The sequence below is a fragment of the Deltaproteobacteria bacterium genome (assembly GCA_021737785.1).
In the GTDB taxonomy this organism is placed as follows: Bacteria; Desulfobacterota; DSM-4660; order Desulfatiglandales; family Desulfatiglandaceae; genus AUK324.
In genome coordinates this window covers 112196-127487 of sequence record JAIPDI010000007.1, presented here as the reverse complement: position 1 = coordinate 127487, position 15292 = coordinate 112196, and the positions used below count along the sequence as shown (strand labels likewise).

Sequence of the window (15292 nt, the reverse complement as noted above, 5' to 3'; positions counted from 1 at the left end):
GATAGTCCGGGCTGACGCGGTTCATGGCTGATAGCTCGTGGCTGATGACAAAAGGTTTTATGGGCTATGAGCCAAGGGCTATGACCCGAATCGCGGAGCGATTCTATTGGCTTCTGGCCCATATAAAATGTGCGGTTGAGGTTCTATTCAAATTGAGGGGAATCATACGGCAGGGGACGAAAATGTCAAGGGAAATCAATGCAATTGTGCGCCATTGCATCGGCGCCGTCCGGTTCATCCCTGCTCCGCCTCATGATCTACCGGTCAGGGTACCGCCGTGCGGATGGTGACATTTCGGTCCTCTATCGCCGGCACTATGGGGGCGTCAGGAGGTCTATCAATTCCTGCCGTGTGGAATCAAGGTGTCACATCTTGCACAGTGAATAATATAAGGTCGTATTTAGACTGCAAATTAGGCTTTTGTTTGATTCTGGTTCGCATGGAACTTAAAATGTGGCTTATTGCCGAGTAGCTCATGCCAAACAACCGCCCTATTTCTTCGTTGGGCAGCATGCATGTTTTCCAAACCAGATAGACCAGCAAATCGCGCTCACCCTTCATTGATTTGGGTATTCTCCGCAAATGCTGGATCACACCTGGATCACAATTCAAACTCCGGGCGGCTCTATCCAAGACCTTTACCGGGTCAAGGCTTCTGGCCAATGAACGTTGCTGTGGGACTTCCTTTTGAATCGTATTCGGCATGTACTTCGAACGGATCTTGTCGACAAAGTTCTTTGTCCCCATAATCATTCCGTGATGGAAATCCTCCCATAACCGCTTCTCTTCTTCATCATATTGCTGAGCTTTCTCCTTGTAAGCCTTGTGTTTGTCGACCGCATCAAATTGCGCCAAAATCGGTTTTGTCAACAGCCATTCCGGGTTTTGCTGCCATAGGCATAGGCTTTATAACTGCTCCAAGGATAGTCTACTAGGCGGGTAACCACCCCAGCCCTTAAGGGATTCCGATGGATGTAGCAGGAAAGCCTCAGTAAATACGTATCGTTTTCAACAATAATACTTTTAAATCGACCCTGAAACAAATGACCCGGCCGAAAATGTCTATTGTTGAATCGCCTGGTATAGGTCAGGGCCAGCCATTGCATATTTTTGGAAAGATTGGCATAATTTGTTCGCAGGAGGATATGATGATTATTCATCAAGGTGTAGGCAAAAATATCGATGTGATACTGATCCGCCATTTCTCCGATCACATCCAAGAAAGTCACCCGATCCCGGTCATCACGAAAAATGTCTTTTCGTTCATTTCCACGGGACAACACATGATACAGCCCGCCCTCATATTCTATTCTCCATGCTCTGCCCATAAGAACAAATTCAAAAGCAGGTCAAGGTCAACTATTTTATTCACTATGCAACATGTGACACCAGATCCCTGCCATTTCAGCCCTCCCTGCGTCATAGGAGCACGCGAATCCCTCAACAGGTCGGGCCGCGCTCTACATTTGGCCCTCCATATCGAGGCCCTTTGTCGCAACCCCAATATCTTGTGGTCACATTTTCTTTGACACCCAAGCCCGTTTCTGCTATATCTCATCCTCAAAAAAAGCGACTTCTTATCATCTCATCTCATCTTATGACATCTGTTATTAACTATTATGAGGGAATCAACTCGGTTGCCGTAATCGGCAACTATCTGCCCCGCCAGTGTGGTATCGCGACCTTCACCACGGATCTGGTTGAAGGCTTATCAGCGGAAGCCCCCGATATTCACTGCTGGGCGGCTGTCATGAATGATAAACCTGAGGGATATCCATACCCGGAAAAAGTGCGCTTTGAGATCAACCAGAACAAGTTGACCGATTATAGTGTCGCAGCTCAATTTCTCAATATCAGTCGGACGGATATTGTCTGCGTGCAGCATGAATACGGTCTTTTCGGCGGTCCGGCCGGCAGCCATCTGCTGAAACTATTGGGAGATCTGCGCATGCCGGTGGTGACGACGTTACACACGGTTTTGAAAGACCCCGCGCCGGAATATCGTGACGTCATGTGCAAGCTATCCGATCTGTCCGACAAACTGGTGGTGATGAGTCGTAAGGCATCCGACTTCCTCAAAGATATTTATGCCGTGCCCGAGGAAAAAATTGTCTTTATCCATCACGGCATTCCGGATACGCCGTTTATTGATCCCAGCTTCTACAAAGACAAGTTCGGTGTGGAAGGCAAAAAGGTGCTGCTCACGTTCGGCCTGCTTTCCCCAAATAAGGGCATTGAAAATGTATTGCAGGCGCTTCCGGCGGTCATCAAAAATCACCCTGATGTGGCCTATATTATCCTGGGCGCAACACATCCGCATATTTTGAAATTGCATGGCGATGCATACCGCATCATGCTGCAGCAGTTCGTGCGCAAACTCGATATCGGCGAGTATGTCATTTTTCAGAATCGTTTTGTTGAAATAAAAGAGCTATGTGAGTTTCTCGGCATCGCCGATATCTACGTAACCCCTTATCTTGAAGAAGCCCAGATTACCTCCGGGACCCTTGCCTATGCCATGGGCACAGGCAAAGCCGTCATTTCAACCCCGTACTGGTATGCCACCGAGATGCTTGCCGAAGATCGGGGCCGGATTGTACCCTTCCGCAATCCGGATGCCATGGCGGAACAAATTATCGACCTACTGGACAACGATGTCGACCGGCACGCCATGCGTAAGAAAGCCTATATGTTCAGCCGCGACGCAGTCTGGAAGGAGGTATCCCGAAAATATCTCCAGGTATTCAGGGAGGTTCAGCTGAACAGGATCCGGAACCCCCGTCCCCGGTATTCCTATGTTGAAAACATCAAGGCCATCACGAATTTCGAGCTCCCGGAGATCAAGCTCGATCACCTGAAAGCCTTTACCGATGATACCGGCATCTTGCAACATGCCAACTATACCATTCCCGATCGCACCCATGGCTACTGCACCGATGATAATGCCAGAGCGCTGCTGGTTGCCGCCATGTGTCAAAAATACCTGCCAACAAACGGCTCGATGCTTGATCTTCTCAGCGATCATTATCTCGGGTTTCTTCTGTATGCCTATGATGAAAAAAATGGGCGCTTTCGCAATTTCATGACCTATTCGCGACAGTGGATGGATGAGATCGGGTCCGAGGATGCGCATGGCAGAACGCTCTGGTGCCTTGGCAAATCGTTGGCTTTTCTTCAAAATCCCGGGCATCTCGCAGTGAGCACGACCCTTTTCAACAAGGCACTGAGAGCTGTCGAGAATTTTCATTCGCCCCGCGCCATCGCTTTTACCCTGGTTGGAATTCATGGCTACCTGTATGAATTTGCAGGCGACAGTGAAGTGCGCAGGATCCGGGAAGTTCTTGCCGACAGGCTTTTCGATCAGTTTAAAAACAATGGAACAGACGATTGGCCCTGGCTTGAGAACACCCTGAACTATGCCAACGGCAAACTGCCCCATGCCCTGCTGCTGTCCGGTCAGCGGATGCAACGCAACGACATGATCGATATGGGACTCAACTCCCTCAAGTGGCTGCTTGCCATCCAAACCGAAGACAATCACTTTGTGCCCATCGGCAGCACCGGTTGGTATGAAAAAGGCGGCCCCAGAGCCCGTTTCGACCAGCAGCCCATTGAAGCCAATGCCATGGTCGAAGCCTGTGTCGAAGCCTTTAATGTTACCCGGGACCACACATGGTTTGAGAATGCGGTCATGTGTTTCAATTGGTTTCTTGGACACAACGACCTCAACTTGCCGCTCTATGATCCCAAGACCGGAGGCTGCCGAGATGGATTGATGGCGGACGGCATCAACCAGAATGAAGGCGCCGAGTCCTCCCTTGCCTGGCTGCTTTCACTGATGACATTGCAGAAGCTTTATGCCGACGAGATTTTAAACCAGCCATTGTCACAGAAAACGGATTAACAAAAGGATCAGGCATGCACATTGCCATGCTCTCGCCCATTGCCTGGCGCACACCGCCGCGACATTATGGGCCCTGGGAAAACGTGGCCTCCCTTTTAACCGAGGGGCTGGTAGCGCGCGGTCATGGTGTAACCTTGTTTGCAACCGCGGATTCGCAAACCAGCGGCACGTTGCATGCCGTTTGCCCGCGGGGCTATGAAGAAGAGCGCTCACTCATACCAAAGGTCTGGGAGTGCCTGCACATTTCAGAACTCTTTGAGCATGCCGATGCATACGACATCATCCACAACCACTTTGACTATCTGCCTCTGACCTATACCGGCCTGACCGCCACCCCGGTGGTGACCACCATTCACGGCTTTTCATCGCCCGGGATTCTGCCGGTTTACAAGAAATACAACGGCAAAGCGTTTTATGTTTCCATCAGCGATTCCGATCGATCGACGGATCTTGATTATATCAAAACCATCCATCATGGCATCGACATAAGTCAGTTTGATTTTCGGCCCGAACCGGAGGACTATCTGTTGTTTTTTGGCCGCTTTCACCATGACAAGGGCGCAAAGGAGGCCATCGAGATTGCACGTGCCTGCAGGCGAAAGCTTGTAATGGCGGGCATAATCCAGGATGAGGACTATTTCAAAAAACATGTAAAGCCGTTTATTGATGATCGGCAGGTCATTTATGTAGGAAGCGCCGGTCCTGAAAAACGAAATGATCTTCTGGGCAAGGCTGCTGCACTGCTGCATCCCATAAACTTCAACGAACCGTTCGGTCTTTCCGTTATTGAATCGATGGCCTGCGGCACCCCGGTTATTGCGATCAACCGCGGCAGCATGTCCGAGCTTATCCAGGACGGAAAGAACGGGTTCCTGGTTTCCAACACTGACGAGGCAATCAAAGCGGTTGAACGTGTTAAAGGGATTGACCGGGCATACTGCCGAAAAACAGTGGAAGACAATTTTACCATTGACCGCATGGTAGAAAAATATATTGCCGTCTACGAACAGGTGCTTGAGAAGACAAAACGTGAGGACCAACGGCCATGGGGGTTTTATAAAATCCTTTCGGACACCCCGAACCACAAAGTCAAGTGCATCAACGTTTACCCCGGCCGGCGTTTAAGTTACCAGCGTCATTTCCGGCGCTCCGAACATTGGTACGTGATCAGCGGCAAGGCGGTGGTGACCAAAAATGGTGAAGAGATCGAACGGGTATCCGGTCAGGCCATTGATCTGCCCGTGGGAACCTGGCACCGCGTTCGGAATCCAGGCTCGCAAGATATGGTGTTTATCGAAGTCCAGACAGGAGACTACTTTGGAGAGGATGACATAGAGAGGTCGGAGGATGATTATAACAGGGTCTAAAGAGCCGATCATCAAGCGTTACGAGAAAAACCCCATACTGACAAGAAAGGATGTGCCGTATCCCGTCGCTACCGTTCACAATGCGGGCATCGTCAAGCACAACGATCGTTACATTATGCTTTTCAGGTCGCATCTGCTAAACGGACGTTCCATCATCGGCAGGGCCGACAGCGAGGATGGTTTTTCATTTACGGTTCATCCCAAACCCTTTCTCACGCCGGCGACGGACAGCATTTTTGGGGAATATGAAGAATTCGGAGTGGAGGATCTCCGCATAAACCCCGTAGAGGGCGAACATCTTCTAACCTACAGCGCCTATTCCCGTCACGGCGTTCGGATTGCCCTTGCACGCACCAGGGATTTTGAAACAGTTGAGCGTATTGCGCTGATCACCCAGGCCGACCTTCGAAACGTGGTTATTTTCCCTGAAAAGTTCGGTGGCCGGTATGTGCGCTTGGACCGGCCGCATTCGGAGATTTCGCCCTGGTCGATCTGGATTTCCTATTCACCGGACCTGGTTCACTGGGGAGACTCAAAAGTAATTATGAAGCCGGCTGCCTATCACTGGGATGAAATGAAAATCGGGCCCGGCGCACCGCCATTTAAAACCGACAAAGGCTGGCTTCATATTTACCATGGCGTCTTTAAGACAATGTCCGGAACAGTGTATCGCCTCGGCGCGGCCCTGCATGACCTTGATGATCCGGCCAACATCATCGGCGTTTCCGATCAGTGGATATTGCAGCCCGAGGCCCCCTGGGAGGTAAATGGCTATGTCCCCAATGTTGTCTTTACCTGCGGCGCTGTTCCGGAAGACGACGGTACGGTAAAAATATACTGGGGCGGCGCGGATACGGTCATGTGCGCCGGTACGGCGGTAATTGATGACCTGGTACAGCTTTGTCTGTCGGTTTCCCGGCCGCCACTGTAGACGATCATTGCCGGATGATCGCAGACCGGAAAATATTTTCGAGGATAGGCTGGAATTGAAGGTCTATCATGATGAACAGACTTACGATGCAGTGTATTAAATATCAATCGACACTAAGGACACAATGATATGCACCCTGAAAAGCGTCAAAAGCTGAAAGTTAGAAGAAAAGCGAAGAAGATCGTAGGGGATACTTCACGGGTGATCACCCGCCCTCATATTCCCAGCGATGCGAATCGCATACCCAAAATCATTCAACGCATAGCGGACTTGCCTGACACGACGGCCGAAGATCTTTTTGCACAAATAATGCTTGATTTTTCCGAGCGGCACAAAGACATCAGACGCGTTTTTGAGCGTAGCCTGAATGAGGTAAGAGATCATGTTCCTCGGGATGTCGTGCTAAGCGAGACGAAAAGGGCTCTCATCGGGGCCTATTTTACCATGGAGTACTCCATTGAATCGGCTGCCCTTTTCAACCCTTCGATCGTTCTCCACCCTGATCAGAGCCATCTGGACAAAGGCAGCCTGCGCTTTATCATGAGCCTGCGGGCAATCGGCGAAGGGCATGTGTCCTCTATTGTATTTCGAAGTGGCGTCCTTGACCGGGACAATACGTTTATCTTCGACCCGACCAGTGATTATGTCGAGAGGCCGGACGTCCGTTTAAATGCGGTTTACGACCGGCATCTCTTCCAGCTGAAGCTCAATGAAATGGAGGCCTGCGATGAGGTAACAGCGCATATTCTTGGCCAGTTGCCGGAAGATTTCACCTATAATGAATTAAAAGAAAAAATCGGAGCGCTTCGCGCAAGACCCATTTTCTTTGAGGAGCGCCAGAACCAAGCCATCGAAATCATGTACTGGCTTGCCAATTCTAATTATGAGGTGGCTTTCCATCCCCATCACCGAATATCCGAACGGGTTATTTTTCCTGTTTCGAAAAACGAAAGCAGCGGCATTGAAGACGCCCGGTTCGTGCAATTTTTTGATGACAACGGTGAAGTCACCTATTATGCGACCTATACGGCTTATAACGGTTTCACAATCCTCCCGCAGATGATTGAAACAAAGGATTTTATCAAATTTAAAGTGATCACCCTCAACGGCAAAGCAGTAAAAAACAAGGGCATGGCTCTTTTCCCGCGCAAAATTGACGGCAGCTACGTTATGCTTTCCCGCCAGGACGGTGAAAATAATCATATCATGTTCTCAGACAATATCCATTTCTGGCAGGAGACCCAAATCATCCAGGAGCCTGAATATCCCTGGGAATTCATCCAGATCGGCAACTGCGGATCCCCCCTGGAAACCGATAAAGGCTGGATCGTGCTCACCCACGGCGTCGGGCCCATGCGGCAGTATTGCATCGGCGCCATGCTGCTCGATCTTGAAAACCCGGCAAGAGTCGTCGCCCGCCTTGAAGAGCCGTTACTTACCCCGAATGAGGAAGAGCGCGAGGGGTATGTCCCCAATGTCGTTTATACCTGCGGTGCGATTTTCCACAATAGCGACCTGGTCATTCCCTATGGCATGTCTGACATTACATCCGGTATAGCAACTGTTGGAGTAAGCGAACTAATTGACAGCATGTGCGCGGTAGCTTAGGAATTGTAAATTATTAACTCATCTTTTCATGTCAAAGGTTTGATCGTGTAGTTCCAATCAGTCCCATGAAATTCACCCGGATGTATGTTTAGGCTTTTTATCTGTTCATCGGAAATTTTGATTCCTGTAGGGTATTCGTTCAGGTCCAATGCAGCCTGGATAGACAAACCAGCGCTTGTTGAGGCATTGGCTATCAGATTTACAACCACTTCTCGGCTAATAAGAAAGGGCTGAAGGGCTGAAGGGGCGTCCTTCAATAATCAAATAAAGCCCTTTCAGGCACTCGTCTCCGTCAATTTGGACTGACTTGAGAGGGGGCTCTCTCAGACATTCCTGAACCGGTCGGCATCAACTCTCACACTTTCGACCCTCTCAGTGTTTATACCCCGGCGGAGTCCCTTGAGTTTGTCCGCACGTTATTCTCCATCCATCAGGTCAATGGGTGTGGCCCATCTCTTGTGGCCTCGCGGCCGGCACCCCGTGTAATTGTTCCGGTTGTGAGAAAAAGGCCTTTGTCGGCCCAACCGCTGAATGCGCCCGGCCCATCCCGGGATTAGTATCGTTCTGTGTGTAAGGTTGTGAAACATAAATCTGCGGATCTGCGCTGATGATTTTCACTCCCAACAGGAAAACCGACTCCTGTCAGGAGGTGGGTATGGGTATTTGAGGGGATAGTCCGGGCTGACGCGGTTCATGGTTGATAGCTCATCGTTCATGGGTGAAAGGTGCAAGGTTATTCAGGTGAAACAAGATCATCGGCGTCAATGTGATAGGGCTTCCCTCTCCTCACGATGGCGCCCAAAAAGGTCCTTTTATCCAAGTTCTTATATTCTTCGGTGGTAAACGGTATCGCCTCAATCATTGTGTTATACCGTGCCGCAATCCGGGATAGATACTGCATGCCTTCAATGCGCGTCTTATCTCGAAACCAGTCGGAAATAACGGCAAGGTCAATATCGCTGTGTTCCTCAGGGGTTCCATGGGCGTAAGAACCGAACAGGATCACCTCGTCCACAGGGATGTCGCGCATCAGCCTGGAGACAAAGCCCTTGATAATCTCATTTACCTGATTTTTTGATAAAGCCACTGGAACATCTCCCGAGTCTTTTGATAGATGGCTCGCGCCTTTTCATTATCGATGATTTCGGACAGACTCTCCTTGAAATCTCCGTAACGCGCTTCAATACAAAACGGAGTCAGTTCCGCCAGGAATATAACCTGATCCGAACTCAATAAAGACGAAATCTCGGCAACATCTGAAAGCCGATTCAAATTGTGTATCGGCAGGTTTTCTTTATTTTGATTCGCAATGATCGCTTTCAGCAGCTTCTCAATCGCCTGCTGGCACATATACCCAACGTAAAGATAACGGCCTGCGTCCAGCATCGCCTTTGCTGTATCGAGATCATATTCGGCTCTTTCGACCCAATGAGCGACAATCCTGTCCATCTGCGGACCCCTTTTTCTCTGGAAGTGCCTTTTTTTAAGGCAGTATCAAGAGACCCTACCTATGAAGCCGTTTTTACTCCCAACAGTCCGGAAAGACCCCTGTCAGGAGGAGGTAGGGGGTATTTGAGTGGATAATTCAGGCTAATGCGGTTCATGGCTGATAGCTCATGGCTGATGGATGAAAGGTCAAAGCTGAAAGCTACAAATCCAAGCGGATCATTCTCCTCCCCTTCCTGCATCGCGAAAAACGCCTTCCATTTTCTCTGCAAACGGTTCATTTTCAAGAAAACCAATGAGAGCGAAGCTATCCAGCACATATCCCTTTGCCAAGCTTCCCCTCCTCCCGCTCCATCTCGCGTTTTTTTTCTTTCATGTACGCCTTCAATATAGCAGACCCCCTCAACATGCCCCTTGCCGCCCGTATTGGATCAGCAGATTCCGGCACCATCAGAATACCTTCCTTAATGGGAACCCACCGGATTCTCGTAGCAGGAACAATGGCATATTTCTCCCGGAGCCCTTTGGGGATTACAACCTGACCCTTTGATGTAACTTTGGATGAACAGGTTTCCATCAGCTCTTCTCCACACGACATATTCTGGTTAAATTCATTGATGGTATTCAAGGTAGAGGAAGAGTAAGATTCTGTCAATCATCCTTTCTTACCGGCATGTACGCCAGAGGGTGCCTTCATTGGGCCGGCGTTTTCTGGACGTCCGCATGGCCCTAAGTGAAGTCATCCAAGTCCCGGAACCTGTTCACAGCCTTCCGCCCTGCGATCTCCCTTTCAAAACGCCCTCTCCAGCCGTACTTTCTCTGAGCCCGGGCTACCAGGATTTTCATCAGGGGCCTGAAGCAATAGAGCCAGATGGAGGTCCAGAGACGGGCTTGCTTTTGCATCCTTTCCGACGGTTCCCACCAACCCATAATTTTCTGGTTGTGATACCAGACCAAATACTGCAGGGTATCGGAAGAAATATGCCGGGTTTTTACGTTGGCCCACATGCCGTTGTAACGGGAGTAGTCGTAGCGGTTGGTCACCAGGTCGTTGTCCAGGAGGTACTGACGGATGTCGGTCTTGGGATATGGGGTAAGAATCTGGCAATAAGCGGTGTCGGCCCCGGTGGATTTCAGGAATTCATAGTTGTCAATGATCTCCTGTTCCCCATCGTCCGGGAATCCGAAGATCATCCCGCCCACTATCATGATGCCGTATTTGTGGCAAAGGGCGATCGCTTTACGCGACGCGTCGACGATATCGCCTTTCTTAGCGATCTGCAGGTTTTTCTTTGAAACATTTTCCATCCCCAGGAAAAGGGATTTGAATCCGGCCCGGGACATCTTTCGGACCATCGCTTCATTGCGGGCGATGGTCACGCAGTCTGCCTGGACCACCAGGACAAGGTTGCGGTACTTGCGGGCAATGATGGCGTCGCACAACTCCGTGACCCTTTCCGGAATCATGACGAAGTTGTCGTCTGATACGAAGATCCAACGGACACGTCGTTTATAGTAGATATCGTCTATGTCTGCCAGGATCCTTTCAATGGGGAACGATCGAAACGCCCGGCCGTACATGTGCCGGATACTGCAGAAGTTGCAGTTGCGCAGACATCCCCGGGAGGTCTCGATAACCTCCGAACTACGGTTCATAATGTGGTAGCCCCAGGTAAGCCGCCTTTTGTCCCGAACAGGCAGTTTTAGCGTTTTCAGGTCAAGCAGCTCCCCCTTAGGGTTGTGCACAAACCCGGCCCCGGTGTGGTAGGAGACCGATGGGATATCCTCAACATGTTCTTTGCCTTCCAGAACCCTGATCAACCGGCGGAAGGTATCTTCACCTTCACCCCGGACCAAGAAATCGAGCAGCTTTCCGCTTTCCGATTCGCCGATTTCCGCATACATGAGCGTGGCGTGGTAACCGCCAAGGACGATTTTCACTTCCGGTAGGAGTTGGCGGATCAGCTTGATCAGTTTTTTACATGTGGCATATTGCCAGGTCATACAGGAGAGCCCGACCACTTGCGGACGGAAACTTAAAAGGATACGGCCGAGATATTTACGGACATTGCGGCGCTTGCGGATAAGATCGACGATGCGAACGTCATGTCCGTCGTCAAGGTTGGCGGCCAGGCTGGCCAGGCCCAGGTTCGGCATATGGAAGGCGGACTCGTGCATGATCACGGGGGCCACATCGGGCATGGAAACCAGGACGATTTTCATAATTCCTCACAAGACCTTTTCTCGGATATGGCCTGACGGCCGCATTGGGGGGAGATGTATGGAAAAAATACTCCCCTTTCACAGGTCAATGGGGATAGTCCGGGCTGACGCGGTTCATGGCTGATGGCTCGTGGCTGATGACAAAAGGTTTTATGGGCTATGCGCCAAGGGCTATAATCCGAATCGCGGAGCGATTCTATTGGCTTCTGGCCCATACAAAATGTGCGGTTGAGGTTCTATTCAAATTGAGAGGAATCATACGGCAGGGGACGAAAATGTCAAGGGAAATCAATGCAATTGTGCGCCATTGGATCGGCGCCGTCCGGTTCATCCCTGCTCCGCCCCATGATCTGCCGGTCAGGGTACCGCCGTGGGGATGGTGACATTTCGGTCCTCTATCGCCGGCACTATGGGGGCGTCAGGAGGTCTATCAATTCCTGCCGTGAAAAGGTCTTGAGAAGATCCGGGTCGCTCTCTTTGACCACGCTGTCCATCAGGTTCCGTTTCCTCTGGATGACGGCGGCGATCTTCTCTTCAAGGGTCCCCTCGGTGACCAGCTTGAAGACATGGACCCCGCGTCTCTGTCCGATCCGGTGGACCCGGTCCGTGGCCTGATCCTCCCGCGCCGCGTTCCACCACATGTCATAGTGGATCACGACCGATGCGGCCACCAGGTCGATCCCCACGCCCCCGGCCTTGAGGCTCCCCAGATAGACCCGGCAGCCCGGGTCATCATTGAACCGGGCGATGATCTCCCCCCGGTTCCGGCTTTTCCCGGTAAGGGCGACAAAACCCACACCCAATTCCTTCAGGAACAGCTCCATGATGGATATCATTCCGATAAACTGGCTGTACACAACCACCTTCTGTCCGCTGTCGAGGGCCTCTGCCAGGATCTCCTTAAAGAGCTCCCACTTGCCTGATTCCAATTTGTCATAGTCATTCGCCTGTCCATTCATCAGGCAGGGGTGGTTGCAGATCTGCTTGAGGAGGTTGAGGAGGGCAAAGATGTGGATATAGGGGATGGTCTCCCCCTCGTTCTGGAGGGACCGCAACAATCCGCCACCCCTGGATGCGATGGCGTCCCGATAGAGCTTGACCTGATCCTCACTTAGCAGGCAGTTCCGGAGGTCCTCGATCTTGGGGGGAAGATCATTGAGGACCGTCTCCTTTCGTCGCCGAAGACTGAACGGCGAAATGAGCCTCCCCAATGCCTCGGCCCTGGGGCTGGCAGGGTCCGTCTCAATGGGTTTTACGAAATCGTTTTCAAAATCGCGGTCCGTTCCCAGATATCCCGGAAGGGTCAGGTCAAAGAGGGCCTTCAATTCCATGAGGCGGTTCTCGATGGGCGTTCCTGTCAACCCCAGCTTCACCGGGGCCTTGATCTCCTTTGCGGCCTGGTACGCCAGGGTTTCCGGGTTCTTGAGATTCTGGATCTCATCAAAAAACGCACCCCCAAAGGCGATATTCTTTAACCTCTCTATGTCCCTCCTCAATATCCCGTAGGATGTCAGCAGGACGTCGCCGGCATCTACCGCTGCCTCAAGGTCCCGCTCGCTGCCGTGATAGATGACCGGCCTGAGAGTGGGGGCATGGGCGCGGATCTTATGGTCCCAATGACTCAAGACCGTGGTGGGACATACCACCAGGAAAGGGCCGCACGCCTCTTCCCGCTCCTGGAGACCCACCATAAAGGCCATGACCTCGTGGGTCTTGCCCAGGCCCATATCGTCGCAGAGAAGCCCGCCAAAACCGTTTTCAAAGAGAAAATGGAGCCACTCCACGCCCCGCTCCTGGTAGGGTCTGAGCGAAGAGGCCAGGCCCTTCAGCCTCGGCAGGTCACGGCCGGGCTTGAGTTCAACCATCTTCCGAAAGAGGTCCGTATCATCATTGTCGCCCGATATGTCAACGGGACGGCCGGCCCCGGCATAGACGCGGAGGAGGTCCATTCGGGACAGCCCGATGTTCCCGGCCTCACCGGATACCGGGTCCTCTTTGAACCGGTGCAGGATGGGGGTGAGGCCGTCGAATTCCGCGGATTCACAGTCGATCCATCCCCCTGCGGTGCCGATGTACCGGAGGCCCTCCTTCTTGGCGCCCAGTATCTCCGCCAGAGAAATGGACCGGTTTCCGAATCCATAGTCTGCGGAGAGCCAGCACCAGTCCCTGCCCAGGGATGCGGGGGTGATTTTCAGCCGGTCAAAGGTCCGTATCATGCGAAGGGGCCTTAGGTCCTCATCCACCAGGGCCGAGGAACCATCGGCCTCATGGCCGAATTCCTCAAAAAAGCTGGGGACCTGTGACTTTTTCAGGACCATCCGGACCGGCGCCTGGAATTTGCGTTGGGTCAACCCTTCAGGCTCCAGTTCGGCAAGGAGACCCATTTCTTTGATATAGATCAGATTCCCATACCTAAACTTCTCCAGGTCTTCTCTTTCAAAGAAGCGGGTCTCGCCGTTTTCCTGGATCAACTGAATCAGGGGCCTGACCTCCAGGTCCAGTTGCGTATTCGGACTCACCTTGAAGATGGATTTCAACGGGACGGGGTGAATGGCGAAGTGGTGCTGATTTGGGAGAAGGTCTTGAAAGGTCCGCAGCAACGACCTGACCTTGTGGCGTGGAATCACCATGCGAAAGAGCATCTCCCCGTTGCTGTCTCTGACGCCAACGGTGAATGCGCCCGTATTCTCTTCTATGGCCGGATAGAAGGCACACCCCTCCCGGCCGAATTCGCGGTACCCATGATACGCCATCCGGTACCAGAATGATCCCTCCAGAACCTGCCTGCGCGTCTTGAAGCCCCTCTCGCGCATCAACCGTTCATTTTCCGTGAGGGTCATGAGGGCCAGGCGATCGAGAATCATGCCCCTGTTGGGAACCGCATCCCGATCCGACGTGCCCACGCAACGCTCCATAAACCTGACCCTGGCAGGTCCCTTTAGGTAAGAGCGGACCATCTCCTCCCCGGAGGCATCGATCACCCGGGTTACATGCCCTCCATTTCGATCCAGGACCTCCATGGTCACGACGGTATCCGGCCTTTCCCTGCATTTGTCCGACAGGATTTCTGCGAGACGATACCAGATGCTTGGCCTGAAATCCTCCACAGGCGTCTTTCCGTCAAGCCTTTCGGTGAGTGTCCTGGCCAGTTTGGTCAGCCTCTGAACATGGGTGCATGTCCGCTTTTTATATACGGAACAGGAGCAGAATCGCTGCCTGAGGCCCGACTTCTCATCTTCCACAAGAACGGCGATGCCCGGTCGCTTGTCCTCCGGGGCCGGGAACAGGGCCAGGCCATGGCGATGAAACTCAAGCCGGTGAATATCAGCGCTTGAAAATCCTTTGCCTGCCTGTTTGGCGATCTGCTTTTCGGCAGGTTTCTTTCTTGTCGTCGTCATAGGGCAGCATACATAAATTCAGGGTGGTCGGAAACGTCCATGTTCGGCGGGGTTTTTGCGACATGGATGGTGGGGTAGACATAAAACACATCAACAGGCTTGTCGATGCTGATTGATTTGGCAACCCAGGAATTGTCGTCCACATAGTTGGGTTTTTGGGGAATGGTCGTGCACCCTGTCAGAATGAATAGTGCTCCTATGAAGCAGTTAACAAAGTTTTTGTATCTCATCGTTCGATCCTTCCTTTGCATCTATTAGACGACAAAAATATATTTCTTGTCCTATGATATCAACCGGTTGTCACATGAAAAGAGCGACCGGGCAGGGACAAGCACGACCACGGGCAGCTTTTCCGGTACCACGTCGTTCCCGGCGAGGCTGAGCGGCTCTTTTCTCCTCTGCCCCATTCGCTGAA

At 51.8% G+C, this 15292-nt stretch carries 13 protein-coding genes; 4 read left to right on the top strand and 9 right to left on the bottom strand.

Features of this window, described 5'->3' with window-relative positions; all coding sequences use genetic code 11:
- Positions 1-357: 357 nt before the first annotated feature.
- A complete protein-coding gene (locus tag K9N21_05895) occupies positions 358-870 on the bottom strand; it encodes a hypothetical protein (protein ID MCF8143435.1) in 513 nt (170 codons plus the stop codon).
- The gene (locus tag K9N21_05890; protein MCF8143434.1) at positions 867-1328 is read right to left on the bottom strand and encodes a transposase; all 462 of its coding nucleotides are present in this window, start codon (positions 1326-1328) and stop codon (positions 867-869) included. The genes K9N21_05895 and K9N21_05890 overlap by 4 nt, the downstream gene beginning before the upstream one ends.
- A gap of 269 nt (positions 1329-1597) precedes the next feature.
- On the opposite strand from K9N21_05890, the gene K9N21_05885 reads away from it, so the two are divergent.
- The 4 genes from K9N21_05885 to K9N21_05870 all read left to right on the top strand — a co-directional run bounded on the left by K9N21_05885 (position 1598) and on the right by K9N21_05870 (position 7810).
- A complete protein-coding gene (locus K9N21_05885; GenBank protein MCF8143433.1) occupies positions 1598-3904 on the top strand; it encodes a glycosyltransferase family 4 protein in 2307 nt (768 codons plus the stop codon).
- A 14-nt stretch (positions 3905-3918) separates the two neighbouring features.
- Positions 3919-5271 carry a glycosyltransferase gene (locus tag K9N21_05880; protein ID MCF8143432.1) on the top strand — a complete coding sequence of 451 codons (1353 nt, stop codon included), beginning with the start codon at positions 3919-3921 and terminating at the stop codon, positions 5269-5271.
- A complete protein-coding gene (locus tag K9N21_05875) occupies positions 5252-6202 on the top strand; it encodes a glycoside hydrolase family 130 protein (GenBank protein ID MCF8143431.1) in 951 nt (316 codons plus the stop codon). Before K9N21_05880 ends, K9N21_05875 begins: the two co-directional genes overlap by 20 nt.
- A 129-nt stretch (positions 6203-6331) precedes the next feature.
- Positions 6332-7810 (top strand): glycoside hydrolase family 130 protein, encoded by a 1479-nt coding sequence (locus K9N21_05870; GenBank protein ID MCF8143430.1) that lies wholly within the window; start codon positions 6332-6334, stop codon positions 7808-7810.
- Between the two features lie 26 nt (positions 7811-7836).
- Here the strand turns inward: K9N21_05870 and K9N21_05865 are convergent, their stop codons facing one another.
- The 7 genes from K9N21_05865 to K9N21_05835 form a co-directional block, all read right to left on the bottom strand.
- Positions 7837-8019, bottom strand: a complete 183-nt coding sequence (locus K9N21_05865; protein ID MCF8143429.1) for a hypothetical protein — start codon at positions 8017-8019, stop codon at positions 7837-7839.
- Positions 8020-8543: 524 nt separating this feature from the next.
- Positions 8544-8897: a nucleotidyltransferase domain-containing protein gene (locus K9N21_05860; GenBank protein MCF8143428.1), complete on the bottom strand. Its 354-nt coding sequence runs from the start codon at positions 8895-8897 to the stop codon at positions 8544-8546.
- Positions 8873-9259, bottom strand: coding sequence for a HEPN domain-containing protein (locus K9N21_05855; protein MCF8143427.1), 387 nt, complete (start codon positions 9257-9259; stop codon positions 8873-8875). Before K9N21_05855 ends, K9N21_05860 begins: the two co-directional genes overlap by 25 nt.
- A gap of 304 nt (positions 9260-9563) precedes the next feature.
- Complete coding sequence (locus K9N21_05850; GenBank protein ID MCF8143426.1) at positions 9564-9833, bottom strand: AbrB/MazE/SpoVT family DNA-binding domain-containing protein; 270 nt, start codon at positions 9831-9833, stop codon at positions 9564-9566.
- A 152-nt stretch (positions 9834-9985) separates the two neighbouring features.
- On the bottom strand, positions 9986-11479 hold the full coding sequence (locus tag K9N21_05845; protein MCF8143425.1) for a B12-binding domain-containing radical SAM protein: 1494 nt from the start codon (positions 11477-11479) through the stop codon (positions 9986-9988).
- A gap of 407 nt (positions 11480-11886) precedes the next feature.
- Entirely contained in the window at positions 11887-14877 is a 2991-nt protein-coding gene (locus K9N21_05840) for a DEAD/DEAH box helicase (GenBank protein MCF8143424.1), read from the bottom strand.
- Positions 14874-15107: a DUF3089 domain-containing protein gene (locus K9N21_05835; protein MCF8143423.1), complete on the bottom strand. Its 234-nt coding sequence runs from the start codon at positions 15105-15107 to the stop codon at positions 14874-14876. Before K9N21_05835 ends, K9N21_05840 begins: the two co-directional genes overlap by 4 nt.
- Between the last annotated feature and the right edge of the window lie 185 nt (positions 15108-15292).